Raw genomic sequence first — 13,028 nt, forward strand, 5'->3', positions numbered from 1 at the left:
TCTCCGGTGTTGTTATTGTTGGAGACAGGGAAGGGGGCTCAGTCGGGAGGCGGCAACCTCAGGCCGAGCAGCGCGTAACTCAGGCTCTTGCCGTGGCGGTCCAGCCCGGGGCTGGCGTTGACGCCACCTTCCAGGGCGTGCTCCACCACGAAGTTGAGGCCGCCCAGGTTCGGCAGCTCGTAGCGTTTCACCGTGCCGATGGCGCGGTGGCTCAGGCAGCCGGCGACTCGTTCGCAGGTCAGCTCACGGGCCAGCCAGGCATAGTGCTCAGCGGCGAAGGCGAACACCGCCACACTCAGGGTGTTGCCCTTGTCACCGGCACGGGCGTGGGCGTAATCGCACAGCAGTACATCGATCATCAGAACCACTCCAGCCGTTGCCGCACCGCGGTGCGCTCGATAAGGAAACTGGCGGTGCCGAGCGATTCGCCGATATGCCGGCGTACGCCGCCACCGCCGGCTGGGCCGTTGGTGTAGAGCGATTCGGCATCGAGCAGCAGGCGTTCCAGCAGGGTCTTGTCGCGATCCAGGAAGCTGATGCGCAGGCGCACGTCCTGGCAGTCGGCCGCCTGTGCCAGGCGCTGCTGCAGCCATTGCCCGCCAGCGTCGTTGAACAGGCTGGCGACGCCGATCACATCGATCCACGGCGTGAGCTGCGGCGCCAGCTTGGCGCAGCGTTGCAGCAGGATGTCGCGCGCCAGCGCGGCGCGAGCCACGGCGCCCGGGCCCGCGTAGGAAATCTCCGCTTCGGCGAACCACTTGCCGCGCAGGCCGACCAGGCCCTTGAGGTGCTTGGGCTGCGGTTTGCCGCGCACGCCCTCTACCGCCACCTGATCGCTTGCGACCTGCCGGACGCGCACCTGGCTCAGGTCCATGATCACATCCGGCGTCAGGTAGCTGGCCGGGTCGTGCACCTCGTAGAGCAGTTGTTCCTTGACCGTGCGTTCGGTGACGCAACCTCCGGTGCCAGCCGCCTTGCCGATGACGATCTGCCCATCGGCCGTGACGCTGGCGATGGGGCAGCCGACATTGGCCAGGTCCGGTACGTCCTTCAGACCGGGATGAGCGAAGTAGCCACCGCTGACCTGGGTACAGCATTCGAGCAGGTGACCGACTGCCGTGGCCTGGGCGATGCGGTCCCAGTCATCGGCCTTCCAGCCGAAGGCATGGCGCAGCGGTCCCACCGCCAGGCTGGGGTCGGCGACTCGGCCGCAGAGGACGATGTCGGCGCCCTGATCCAGCGCCTGGACGATGCCGTCGGCACCGCTGTAGACATTGACCGAGACCACTTCGCCGTCGAGTTGCGCGGGCAGCCATTGCGGCAGATCGATGCCGCTGCCGAGCAGGTCGTCGCCCAGTACGCAGGCGATGCGTGCCGCTTCGTGGCGTGTGCCCTGCAGTTGCTGGCGCAGGCGCGTAGCGGCTGCGGTGGGGTTGGCGGCGCCGCCGTTGGTGACGATGGCGATGCCGGCGTCCAGGCAGGTCTCCAGCACCGGTTCGAGAAAGTCGAACAGGCGCAGGGCGTAGCCGCTCTGGGCATCGTTGAGGCGGCGTAGCTGGGCTTCGGCCAGGGTGCGCTCGGCCAGCAGTTCGAAGAACAGGAAGCGCCGGCCGTCGCGACCGGCGAGGTCGTTGGCCAGCGCCAGCGCGGCATCGGGGCGATCATTGGCGAAGCCCGCGCCGCACCCGATATGGACTGTTGTGGTCATTGTCGATCCATTACACGGTCAGGTATGCAGCCAGGGTGATGCCTGTGGATTTAGTTGTGAATTCGAAATGTGATATGAATTGATAAGGGGATTTTATAAGTTGCCGAGCCATGGACATCAGCTTTCGCCAGCTTCAGGCCTTCGTCCTGATTGCCGAACACCGCAGTTTCAGTCGCGCCGCCGAGCAGGTTCACCTGTCGCAGCCGGCACTCAGCTACAGCCTGCGCAAACTCGAAGACGCCCTCGGCTTGTCGCTGCTGGCGCGCAACACGCGCAGCGTGGAGTTGACCGCCGCCGGCCTGCGTTTTCTCGAGCAGGCTCGCCGCCTGCTGCGTGACATGGACAACGCCGTGCACGACGCGCATGAGCAACTGCATCTGGAGAGTGGTTCGCTGCGCATCGCCGTGTTGCCGTCGGTGGCCATCGAGCCCCTGCCAAGGGTGTTGCAGGAATACCGGCGGCGCTATCCCGGTATCGACATCAGCCTGCATGACGGCCGCGCCGGGGAAATCCGCCAGTGGGTGAGTGCGGCCGAGGTGGATTTCGCCATCACCTCGGCGGTCGATGACCTCGGCGCGCTGGATTTCCAGCCGCTGTACGACGACAGCCTGGTATTGCTGGTACGCGGCCACGAACGCCTGCGCGGCAAGGCTTTGCTCGCTGCGCTACGTGAACAGGACTACATCGCCACCACCCGCGATACCAGCCTGCGCAGCATGGCCGATGAAACACTGCAGCGCATGGGGCTGTTGCGTGAACCAGCGTGGGAAGTGGCGTACATGAGCAGCGCCGCCGCGCTGGCGCGTGCGGGCTTGGGCTTCGCCCTGCTGCCGGCCAGCGTGGCCGACACCTTCAACAGCGACGGCAGCCTCGCCGTGCACCAGCTCGACGAGGCGCCGGCGCGCAGCATCGGCCTGCTGCAGCGCAAGCCGTGCTACCTGAGCCCGCCGGCGCAGGTCTTCGTCGCGCTGTTGCAACAGCAGGTCGGTGGGGCTCTCGGCACGACTACCGAGTCACGCGGCGATTTCGCCTCCTGAATCGATCGTGCTGGATCGCTCGGGTAGAGCGCCAATGTGCGCCTGGCGCCATGCCGGCGGCGCCCGCGCCGTCACGCTCCGGGTCGGCCTCGCCGCGCCGTCGGGCTGAGGAGCCGCTCTTGCGCGAGGCGGGCGATACCTCGGTGAACGGTTTGCCGGCGCCCACCCTGATGGGCTTGCGCGGGCATCCGCCGGGCAGCCTGCAGCTGCTCCTTCCCGCCCCGTCCATTTCACGCGACAATCCGCCCACACAGGCGCCCTGTCAGAGGCGCTCGGCAGCCGTGAGGATTTCCTATGAGCAGCAACGATCGCGTCATCATCTTCGACACCACCCTGCGCGACGGCGAGCAGAGCCCCGGCGCGTCCATGACCGGTGAGGAAAAGCTGCGCATCGCCCGGGCGCTGGAGCGGCTGAAGGTAGACGTGATCGAGGCGGGCTTCGCCATCGCCAGCCCCGGCGATTTCGCCGCGGTGAAGCTGGTCGCCGACAATATCAAGGACAGCACCGTGTGCAGCCTGGCGCGCGCCGTCGATGCCGACATCGAACGCGCTGCCGAAGCGCTGGCCGGCGCCAACTCCGGGCGCATCCACACCTTTATCGCCACCAGCCCGATCCACATGCAGTACAAGCTGCGCATGCAGCCGGACCAGGTGGTGGAGCAGGCAGTGCGCGCGGTGAAGAAGGCGCGCAGCCTGTGCGCCGACGTGGAGTTTTCCTGCGAGGACGCCGGCCGCTCGGAGATCGATTTCCTCTGCCGCATCATCGAGGCTGCCATCGACGCCGGCGCACGCACCATCAACATTCCGGACACGGTCGGCTACGCCATTCCGCACCAGTACGCCGACACCATCCGCCAGCTGCTCGAGCGCATCCCCAATGCCGACAAGGCGGTGTTCTCCGTGCATTGCCATAACGACCTCGGTCTGGCCGTGGCCAACTCCCTGGCCGCGGTGGTGGCCGGTGCGCGCCAGGTGGAATGCACCATCAACGGCCTCGGCGAGCGTGCCGGCAACGCCGCGCTGGAGGAGATCGTCATGGCAATCAAGACCCGCCAGGACCTGCTCAACGTGCACACCCGCATCGAGACCGAGCACATCCTCGCCGCCTCGCGCCTGGTCTCGGGCATCACCGGCTTTCCGGTGCAGCCGAACAAGGCCATCGTCGGCGCCAACGCCTTCGCCCACGAGTCGGGCATCCACCAGGACGGCGTGCTCAAGCATCGCGAGACCTACGAGATCATGTCCGCCCAGTCGGTGGGCTGGAACGCCAACAAGATGGTCATGGGCAAGCACTCTGGTCGCGCCGCGTTCCGTTCGCGCCTGGAGGAGCTGGGCATCGCACTGGAAGGCGACGAGCTGAACGCTGCCTTTGCCCGCTTCAAGGAGCTGGCGGACAAGAAGCATGAAATCTTCGACGAAGACTTGCAGGCGCTGGTCTCCGACACCCTGGCCGACGAGGCGCCCGAACACTTCAAGCTGGCCAGCCTGGAGGTGGCGAGCAAGACCGGCACCACGCCCGAAGCCAAGCTGGTGCTCAGCGTCGATGGAGCAGAGCGCAGCGCCCAGGCCGAAGGCTCCGGCCCGGTGGACGCCACCTTCAAGGCCATCGAGGCGGTCGCCGGCTCCGGTGCCACGCTGCAGCTTTACTCGGTCAACGCCATCACCCAGGGCACCGATTCTCAGGGCGAGGTGACCGTGCGGCTGGAGAAGGGCGGGCGCATCGTCAACGGTAACGGCGCCGATACCGATATCGTCGTCGCCTCGGCCAAGGCTTATCTCAACGCGCTGAACCTGATGCAGGTCGGCGCCAAGGCTCATCCACAGGTGGAAGGCGTTTGATCAGTGAAACCCGGCGTCGGGCCTACCTCGACGCCATGCAGGTAGCCAGCTGGCTGCCACGTACCGAGCTGCCGTTCGCTGCCCCGTCGCGGCTCGAGCTGCTGCAGCCGCCGGTTGCCGAGCCGGAGCCCGCGGCAGCCGTCGCGCCCGTGGCCGAGGTCGAGGCTGCACCGGTCGTCGAGCGGCCAGCCGTGGCGCCGACCGTCGAACCGACCCCGGCACCGCGCCCACGTATCGCCATGCCGGAGCCGAAGCCCGTGGCCGCGACCGACAGCCCTGGCGAGGAGGCCGCCGCCGAGCCCGCCAAGGCCATCGAGCCGCCGCCGCGCTTCTCCCTGCAGCTGCTGCGCGCCGGCAACGTGTTGCTGGTGGTGGAACTGCCCACCGGCGAATCCTTCCAGAGTCGTGACCCGGCCTACATCCTGCTCAAGGACCTGCTGCGCGCCGCCCGGCTGCCGGACAAGCCGCAGCAGGTCGGTGACGGCGAACCGATCCGCTGGCCTCTGCTGCACAAGGGCAGCCTTGACCAGGGTGCCGAGGCTGCGCGCGATTACGTGCAGGGCGTGATGGCTGCCGAGCTGGAGCAGATGGGCTGCGACTGCATCTGGCTGATCGGTCGCCCGGCCCTGCGCTTCGCGGGCGAAGTGGACGTCGACAACTGCTATCGCGAGGTGGCCGTGGAAGGGCTGGGTCGCGCCCTGGCGATGCCGGGGCTGGAAGCCTTGATGGAACAGCCGGCCGCCAAGGCCGAGCTGTGGAAGGCCATGCGCCGCAGCATGCCGCGCTGGCACATAGGTTCGTGAGTACGCGTGATGAGTGATGCAGTCAGCTTTCGCCCGATGACAGCGGCGGATATCGAAACCGTGCTGAAGATCGAATACGCCGCCTTCAGCCACCCCTGGACCCGCGGCATCTTCAACGATGCCCTGACGGCCTACGAGTGCTGGGTGATGTTCGAGGGCGAGCAGCAGGTCGGGCACGGCGTGATCAACGTGATCCTCGACGAGGCGCACCTGCTCAATATCACCGTCAAGCCGCAGAGCCAGGGCCGCGGCCTCGGCCTGCGCCTGCTGGAGCACCTGATGCAGCGCGCCCGCGAGCGCGGCGGCCGCGAATGCTTCCTCGAGGTACGCGCCAGCAATGCGCCGGCCTACCGTCTCTACGAGCGATACGGCTTCAACGAAGTGGGCCGCCGCCGGGCCTACTATCCGTCGGCCGATGGCCGCGAAGATGCGCTGGTGATGGCCTGCACGTTGCTGGATTGATGGCGCGTTCAGCCCGGCGGACGGTAGCTCAGTCCGCTGGCCCATGAGGCGGCGTTTCCCGGAGGGGCTAAAGCCCACCCTACGATCTGGCAGCTGTAGGGTGGATCACGCTTCACCGATCCACCGTGCTTCGGGGAAGGTGGATGTAAAAATCGTACGACCCCTGGACTGGTTGCTGCGCGGCCCGAGGCTGCGGCGCTTGGGCTGGGAGCTAGCGGACTCCACGACTCGCGGTTCCCGATCTCAAACTGTTGCTGTCCTCGTAGGGTGGATCACGCTTCACCGATCCACCATGCTCAGGTCAAGGTGGATGTAAAAATCGACATCCACCCTACGACTAGACTCCACCCGACGTTCAGGCGCGGCAAGCGGCCCGATCACTCCCCCGGCCGCTTGTCCCGGCCTGAATCCAGCGGGGCGTCGCCCTCCAGTTCATCGTCCGACAGCACACTGTCGTCCTCGCGCAGCACCGCGTCGCCACCGCTGAGGCCGGTGTCCTCGTCGCCCTTGGCGGGGCCGTCCCAGGGTTTGCCGTCCAGCGGGTCGTAGCGGCCCAGCTCGGCTTCGTCGAGGTCCACGTCTGCGCCGATCTCGTGTTCGGACACCACGCTCAGATCCTGATCCGCCGGGCCGCCGTGGCCTCGTTCGCGGGGTGAGCGCGAGCCATCGTCCGGAATCTGCGTCTCTGGCGCCAGGTCATCCATGGTGGTCTCGCCGCCGGGCACTTCGCCGACCGTCATGCCGGCCTCGGCCTCGCGCTCCGGCGGGAACTGATCGGCGATTTCCTCGGCCGGCACCTGGTCGCCGATGCGGCCCTTGCGCTCGTCCCGGCGCTGGTCGAAGTCGAGCGGCTCCATCGAGCCCATGCGGTCCTCGGTGTCGTCGATTTCCGTCGGGGTATAGGGTTTCTGATCGCTCATGATCGTCTCCTGTCAGGCCATCGGTCTTGCAGGTTGTGACCCGGCCGCTCGATGAAGATTCAGGTGCGCCGCTGGCCGGAACCGGCATCCGGGGCCATCCTTGATGGGCTGCGAATTCGGGCTGCAGTACCTGACCGGCAGGCGAGCGAAATGGGACGAACCACCGCGCGTGATCCGGAGTCCTACCTGCATGAACGATCAAAACGACCAACCTGCGCCTGAGGCTCGGCGCTGCGCTTTCTTCTTCGACGTCGACGGCACGCTGGCTGAAATTCAGCCCCGCCCGGAGCTCGTCTTCATTCCACCGCCCACCCTTGCGGCCCTGGAACGACTGCATGCCGACGGGATTCCCGTCGCCGTGATCTCCGGGCGCCCCCTGGCACAGCTCGATGCGTTGCTGGCGCCGCTGCAACTGCCCGCCGCCGGCGTGCATGGCGCCGAGCGCCGGGATGCCGAAGGCGAGTTGCGCAACCTGGCGCTGGATGCACCGCAGCTGGAGCGCATCCAGCGCGAGCTGGCCGAAGCCTGCAGCGAGCACCCCGGCTTGCATCTGGAGAACAAGGGCGTCGCCTTCGCGCTGCACTTTCGCCTGGCGCCGCAGCTGGAACAGATCGCCCGCGAGCTCGCCGAGCATTTCGCCGAGCGCTACGCCGAGGTGCTGAGCCTGCAGCCCGGCAAGTGCGTGTTCGAACTCAAGCCGCGCGGGGCGAGCAAGGGCGAAGTCATTCGTGCCTTCATGGAGGAGATGCCGTTCGCCGGCCGCACCCCGGTATTCGTCGGCGACGACCTCACCGACGAAGCCGGTTTCGCCGTCGTCAACGAGCTGGGCGGGCGTTCCATCAAGGTCGGCGAGGGGCCCAGCGAGGCTCGCGAGCGATTGTCATCGGTACATGCGGTCGGCGGCTGGCTGGAACAGCTGCTGAGCGAGCTCGGCGAACCGGCCGAGCCCATAACAAAACCAGACTAGAGCGAGATTTTTGCCATGAGCCGTTTAGTAGTGGTTTCCAACCGCGTCGCGCCGATCAAGGCGGGCAAGGTGGCTGCCGGAGGGTTGGCCGTCGGTGTCTACGATGCCCTGCGCCAGGCCGGAGGCATCTGGTTCGGCTGGAGCGGCGAGGTCAGCGCGACCCCGACCATCAACACCGAGGAAGTCGGCAACATCACCTATGTCACGCTGCCGCTGAACAAGCGTGACTACGACCAGTATTACCGCGGCTTCTCCAACGCCACGCTGTGGCCGATCTTTCACTACCGCATCGACCTGGCCCGCTACAGCCGCGAGGAATACGACGGCTACCGGCGGGTCAACGCCATGCTGGCCGAGAAGCTCATGCCGCTGCTCAGGCCCGACGACATCATCTGGATCCACGACTACCACCTGATCCCCTTCGCCGAAGCCTGCCGCCAGCTGGGCGTGCGCAACCGCATCGGCTTCTTCCTGCACATCCCGTTTCCGGCGCCGGAAATCCTCACCGCCATCCCGCCGCACAACGACCTGCTCAAGACGCTCTGCTACTACGACCTGATCGGCTTCCAGACCGACACCGACCGCCTGGCCTTTCAGGACTACATCACCCGCGAGGTGCGTGGCGTCATCGAGCCGGATGGCAGCCTGACCGCCTATGGGCAGAACTTCCGCGCCGGCGTCTACCCCATCGGTGTGGTGCCGGACGAAATCCAGCAGCTCGCCGAAGGCTACAAGGGCCGCGCGCATCCCATGCGCCGCGCCACCGACACACGCCGCCAGACCATCATCTCGGTCGACCGCCTGGACTACTCCAAGGGCCTGGTCGAGCGCTTCCGCGCCTACGAAGAGTTCCTCGACCGTTATCCCAAGCACCGCAACAACGTCGAATTCCTGCAGATCGCGCCGACCTCGCGTTCCGACGTGCGCACCTATCAGCACATCCGCGAACAGCTCGAAAGCCAGGCCGGGCACCTCAACGGGCGTCTCTCCGACCTCGACTGGACGCCGCTGCACTACCTCAACAAGAGTTACGACCGCCGGGTGCTTATGGGCCTGTTCCGCACCGCCGACGTCGGCTTCGTCACCCCGCTGCGCGATGGCATGAACCTGGTCGCCAAGGAATACGTCGCCGCGCAGGACCCGGAAAACCCAGGCGTGCTGGTGCTGTCGCGCTTCGCCGGTGCGGCGCGCGAGCTGACCTCGGCGCTGATCGTCAATCCGTACGATTGCGTCGGCATGGCCGAAGCCCTTGACCGCGCGCTGAGCATGCCGCTCGCCGAACGCAAGGATCGCTACGAGCACCTGATGCGCGCCATACGTGCCGCCGATCTGGATGCCTGGCGCGACAACTTCATGCGTGACCTGCGTTCGTTCGTCTCCCAGCCCAGCACCACGGTCATCGAAACGGAAGAACTCGTCGAGCCAGACTGACCGCCCGCGCGAGCCGGCCTTGCTTGTCAAAGGCTGGACCGGCTCGTAAGGTGCGGGGCCGAACCATAGGGACAACGTAGATGAGCGAGCTGGAACCGCTGTTCGAGAACAACGCCCGCTGGGCCGAGGCCATCAAGGAAGAAGACCCCACCTTCTTCGAGAAACTGTCCAAGCAGCAGGCGCCGGAATACCTGTGGATCGGCTGCTCCGATGCCCGTGTGCCCGCCAACGAGATCGTCGGCCTGCTGCCGGGCGATCTGTTCGTGCATCGCAACGTCGCCAATGTCGTGCTGCACACCGACCTCAACTGCCTGTCGGTCATCCAGTACGCGGTCGACGTGCTCAAGGTCAAACACATCCTCGTCACCGGCCACTACGGCTGCGGTGGCGTGCGCGCCTCCATGCGTGACGACCAGCTGGGCCTGATCGACGGCTGGCTGCGCAGCATCCGCGACCTCTACTACGAGCACCGCGTGCACCTGTCCAAGCTAGACAGCGAAGAGGAGCAGGTCGACCGTCTCTGCGAGCTCAACGTCATCCAGCAGGTCGCCAACGTCAGCCACACCACCATCGTCCAGAACGCCTGGCACCGCGGGCAGCCGCTCGCCGTGCACGGCTGCATCTACGGCATCAAGGATGGCCTGTGGAAGAATCTCAACGTCACGGTGAGCGGGCTCGATCAGTTGCCCTCGCAATACCGTCTGCGCCCGCCGCGCCAAGCCTGATGAGTGCGCGTCAGGGTCCGGCCTTCGCCGGTCTGCTTATCGCCGTGCTCTGCTGGAGCGGCAACGCCCTGGTCGGCCGCGCCTTCCATGACAGCATCCCGCCGCTCAGCCTGTCGTTCTGGCGCTGGGTGCTGGCTACCAGTTTGCTGCTGCCTTTCGTCGCCAAGGGCATCTGGACGCACCGCTCCACCCTGCGTGCCGCCGGCTGGCGCCTGCCGGTGCTCGCCGCCATGGGCATCGCCAGCTACAACTCGCTGCTCTATACCGCCGCGCAAAGCACCGAAGCGATCAACCTCACGCTGGTGAACACCTGCCTGCCACTGGCGACCTTTATCGGTGCGGGCTTCCTGCTCGGTGAATGGCCATTGCGGCGCGCCTGGTTCGGCATGGCCGTGGCGGCGGCGGGGCTGCTCTACCTGATCAGCCGTGGCAGCTGGCAGACCTTTGCCAGCCTGTCGTTCAAGGCCGGCGACCTCATCATGCTGCTCGCCGTGCTGGTCTGGGCCCTGTACACGCTGCTGCTGCGGCGCTGGTCGAGTTTCCTCACCGTGCCACCGCTGGTGCTGCTCGGCGTGCTGATGCTGCTGGGCGTGCCGCTGATCCTGCCGTTCTACCTGTACGAACTGAGCCGGGTGGGGGGCTTCGCCGCCACACCGGCCAACCTCGGCGCTATTGGCTACACCGCTGTGTTCGCCTCGCTGATCGCCTACCTCGCCTGGAACCACGGCGTAAAAGTCGTCGGCGCCGCCAAGGCCGCCATGGCCAGCTACCTGATGCCCGTCTTCACCGCACTGCTCGGCTGGGTGCTGCTGGGCGAGGCCCTGCGCACCTTCCACTGGATCGGCGGCGCCCTGATCTTCGCCGGCCTGCTGCTGGCCACGCGGCCGTCGTTCCGCTAGGGCCGTAGGATCCCGATCTGGGCTGCCGACCAGCGCGGCCCGGGCTAGGCGCCCCCACCTACGCGGCCCGACCGTTCGTAACTAACCGTTTGAAAAGGATAAAAAATCTGCGGACCCAGGGTTGACAGCCCAAACCGACCAGAGAATAATGCGCGCCACTTGGCTACATAGCTCAGTTGGTTAGAGCGCAGCATTCATAATGCTGATGTCCCAGGTTCAAGTCCCGGTGTAGCCACCAGACACAGAAAGGCGGTTAGCGAAAGCTAACCGCCTTTTTTGTTTTTCAGCTGTGACTACCGCCCTCAGGATCGCCTAGCAGTACCCCTTCTGTTGATGCTGCTAGCCGGTACGACATTCAGCCATCTCGATATCTGGCACCTACGCAAAAAATAAATCTATCCCCTTTCCCTTATAGCAAGCGAACAAGTGTCTGGTTCGAGAAAGAAACCGGCATCGACCGGTATCGGTGGGGCAACATTCGCAACGGTAAAGCGCGTCTTTCTGATGCAGAGATCGAAGCTGTCGTGAAGGTATTTCCTCAGTACGCTTTATGGCTTGTTACTGGCACCACTGCGCCTGAGTGCGGCCAGACAAGCCCCGAGTACGATGAGGCCAACCGAGACTTGACCAATCCAAACGCGGGATAGCGATCACACAGGAAGTAGCTAGGCGCTGGTACGCCCGAAGGATCGGAGGAGAGGACGGATATGGATATTGCACGTGCGCTGCTGAAAGCAGGCGTGACCGTGGCTGCGATGTTTGCCATCTACCAAGGGTCGCAGGGAATGCAGGTGTTCGCGAAGCAACGCTCAGCGGATGCGAATCAGAAGGCCAAAATGCAGCAATCTGAACCGCTAGAGCGGCTGACGACTACATTGAGGCCCTTCGATCACAGGAAACTGAACGGCGCCGATCCGGCGCCAATAGCTCTACCAGCCACTAAGTGGGTATGCAGCAGAAGAGTAATTCTCTACTGCGCTATTTGGGCGTGAGTGACGAAAGAGATATTAGATCGCCTGGGTGATCCAAGGTCAGTCGGTTCCGGGCTTCAAACATAAGTGCCTCAAGGTTTAGCTTGTCTCCCGGCCAAAAAATATCCTCACAAAAGTTAATAAACCCCAGCGGTAGCGGCACAAAATCGGCGGGAATTCGTAGGTCGTTAATTCCACTAAACTGAATGTGTGCCTTGCAGTGAGATTTCGCACTAGGATCATAGTCGAATCGCAGGTGCGAAGTGTTGGCTGGCAGAATGTCAAGCTGTTCGATTATTTCTGTCCAATTATAAAGATGTTCGTATATTTCATTGTCTTCTCTGTCGATAGCTCGCTGTGCTCCTTCAAAAAACTCCTCTATCCCATCTTTAACCGGTAGGGGTCTTGGGTAAAAAGCCAATCGAGCCCCAATCAAAGATTCGTCATTGGAGAAGCTATAATAGAACTGAAAGAAAGAGCCGTCTTGAAGAAGTATTGAGTACTGCTGGCTATCGATAAGAGCTTGGTACTCAAAGGGATAATAAAGCCCCGTTAGAATGCCAGGCCTTCTACCTCTCCAGCTAATAGTTCGCTCTCCCTGCATCACTAAGGTGTTGTCTGACTGAACTATAGGTCTCAATCTTTCCAAGGCATTGATCAGGCCCTGACAGGCGTTCGCAAAGCGCATTACTTTTCATCCGGCTGGCGGAGGAGCAACGCCCGCAACTCCGGGTTTTGATCTACCAGATCAACTAGGCGCTGAATTTCATCCAGCTCTTTATCGGATTTTCCGAGAAATGTCTTGCTGCTGTCTACTTGCTCACGGCTCGGGCATATAAAACAGAATCTTGGGAAGTCCCGTTTAATTGCTTCAATTTCTGAAACTAACGGCTCCATTCCAGCGCCTACGCCGCTTATGTAACACCAGCCTCGTGAACGGGTTACGGCAACAAAGAACGCATTTCGCATTCGAAGTGTGAAATCGTTGCTCAGTCTGTGAGCGTTGATAACGAAGACAATGTTTGCCTCATTTCCCTTTGCTCGAAAAGGGGTCGAGATTGTTACAAAGCCTTTGGGTTTGAATACATCGGAACTTTCAACGTACCCAGGAATGACTGATCTGACACCGATTTGCATTAGTGCGCGTTGAATAGCCAGCATCTGGTTCTTATTATTGCTAGAAATAAGATTGATGATGACGATCTCTTCTGGCGAGACCCCCTCATCAAAAACTAGCTGGGCGGTTGCAGGAGCTGAGTGCAACAC

14 protein-coding genes and 1 tRNA gene are annotated in these 13,028 nt (G+C 63.9%); 10 read left to right on the plus strand and 5 right to left on the minus strand.

Annotation, left to right across the window (positions count from 1 at the left end):
• Window positions 1–38 precede the first annotated feature (38 nt).
• Window positions 39–359 (minus strand): AtuA-related protein, encoded by a 321-nt coding sequence (locus P5703_RS03715; protein WP_019406303.1) that lies wholly within the window; start codon window positions 357–359, stop codon window positions 39–41.
• Window positions 359–1,708, minus strand: coding sequence for an acyclic terpene utilization AtuA family protein (locus tag P5703_RS03720; RefSeq protein ID WP_048329764.1), 1,350 nt, complete (start codon window positions 1,706–1,708; stop codon window positions 359–361). The genes P5703_RS03715 and P5703_RS03720 overlap by 1 nt, the downstream gene beginning before the upstream one ends.
• Window positions 1,709–1,818: 110 nt before the next feature.
• Between P5703_RS03720 and P5703_RS03725 the strand changes: the two genes are divergently transcribed.
• The 4 genes from P5703_RS03725 (at window position 1,819) to rimI (ending at window position 5,849) form a co-directional block, all read left to right on the plus strand.
• Window positions 1,819–2,745, plus strand: a complete 927-nt coding sequence (locus P5703_RS03725; protein ID WP_108242242.1) for a LysR family transcriptional regulator — start codon at window positions 1,819–1,821, stop codon at window positions 2,743–2,745.
• A 294-nt stretch (window positions 2,746–3,039) separates the two neighbouring features.
• Window positions 3,040–4,584, plus strand: a complete 1,545-nt coding sequence (locus P5703_RS03730; RefSeq protein ID WP_014597545.1) for a 2-isopropylmalate synthase — start codon at window positions 3,040–3,042, stop codon at window positions 4,582–4,584.
• Window positions 4,581–5,387: a hypothetical protein gene (locus P5703_RS03735; RefSeq protein ID WP_019406306.1), complete on the plus strand. Its 807-nt coding sequence runs from the start codon at window positions 4,581–4,583 to the stop codon at window positions 5,385–5,387. Before P5703_RS03730 ends, P5703_RS03735 begins: the two co-directional genes overlap by 4 nt.
• Window positions 5,388–5,396: 9 nt before the next feature.
• A complete protein-coding gene (gene rimI / locus P5703_RS03740) occupies window positions 5,397–5,849 on the plus strand; it encodes a ribosomal protein S18-alanine N-acetyltransferase (protein WP_014597543.1) in 453 nt (150 codons plus the stop codon).
• Between the two features lie 377 nt (window positions 5,850–6,226).
• Here the strand turns inward: rimI and P5703_RS03745 are convergent, their stop codons facing one another.
• A complete protein-coding gene (locus P5703_RS03745) occupies window positions 6,227–6,769 on the minus strand; it encodes a hypothetical protein (RefSeq protein ID WP_013983812.1) in 543 nt (180 codons plus the stop codon).
• 190 nt (window positions 6,770–6,959) lie between these two features.
• Between P5703_RS03745 and otsB the strand changes: the two genes are divergently transcribed.
• The 6 genes from otsB (at window position 6,960) to P5703_RS03780 (ending at window position 11,783) form a co-directional block, all read left to right on the plus strand.
• The gene (gene otsB / locus P5703_RS03750; protein ID WP_279641174.1) at window positions 6,960–7,736 is read left to right on the plus strand and encodes a trehalose-phosphatase; all 777 of its coding nucleotides are present in this window, start codon (window positions 6,960–6,962) and stop codon (window positions 7,734–7,736) included.
• A 15-nt stretch (window positions 7,737–7,751) separates the two neighbouring features.
• Window positions 7,752–9,167 carry an alpha,alpha-trehalose-phosphate synthase (UDP-forming) gene (gene otsA / locus P5703_RS03755; protein WP_279641175.1) on the plus strand — a complete coding sequence of 472 codons (1,416 nt, stop codon included), beginning with the start codon at window positions 7,752–7,754 and terminating at the stop codon, window positions 9,165–9,167.
• Between the two features lie 80 nt (window positions 9,168–9,247).
• Entirely contained in the window at window positions 9,248–9,892 is a 645-nt protein-coding gene (gene can, locus P5703_RS03760) for a carbonate dehydratase (RefSeq protein WP_279641176.1), read from the plus strand.
• Entirely contained in the window at window positions 9,892–10,791 is a 900-nt protein-coding gene (locus tag P5703_RS03765; RefSeq protein ID WP_279641177.1) for a DMT family transporter, read from the plus strand. The genes can and P5703_RS03765 overlap by 1 nt, the downstream gene beginning before the upstream one ends.
• Before the next feature lie 161 nt (window positions 10,792–10,952).
• Window positions 10,953–11,029, plus strand: a tRNA-Met gene (locus tag P5703_RS03770).
• A 469-nt stretch (window positions 11,030–11,498) separates the two neighbouring features.
• Window positions 11,499–11,783 carry a hypothetical protein gene (locus tag P5703_RS03780; protein ID WP_279641178.1) on the plus strand — a complete coding sequence of 95 codons (285 nt, stop codon included), beginning with the start codon at window positions 11,499–11,501 and terminating at the stop codon, window positions 11,781–11,783.
• On the opposite strand, the gene P5703_RS03785 is transcribed toward P5703_RS03780, so the two are convergent.
• Window positions 11,770–12,450, minus strand: a complete 681-nt coding sequence (locus P5703_RS03785) for a DUF2290 domain-containing protein (protein WP_279641179.1) — start codon at window positions 12,448–12,450, stop codon at window positions 11,770–11,772. The genes P5703_RS03780 and P5703_RS03785 overlap by 14 nt on opposite strands.
• The gene (locus P5703_RS03790; RefSeq protein WP_285585570.1) at window positions 12,450–13,028 is read right to left on the minus strand and encodes an ATP-binding domain-containing protein; all 579 of its coding nucleotides are present in this window, start codon (window positions 13,026–13,028) and stop codon (window positions 12,450–12,452) included. Before P5703_RS03790 ends, P5703_RS03785 begins: the two co-directional genes overlap by 1 nt.

Source organism: Stutzerimonas sp. FeSN7 (genome assembly GCF_030263795.1).
Taxonomy (GTDB): domain Bacteria; phylum Pseudomonadota; class Gammaproteobacteria; order Pseudomonadales; family Pseudomonadaceae; genus Stutzerimonas; species Stutzerimonas stutzeri.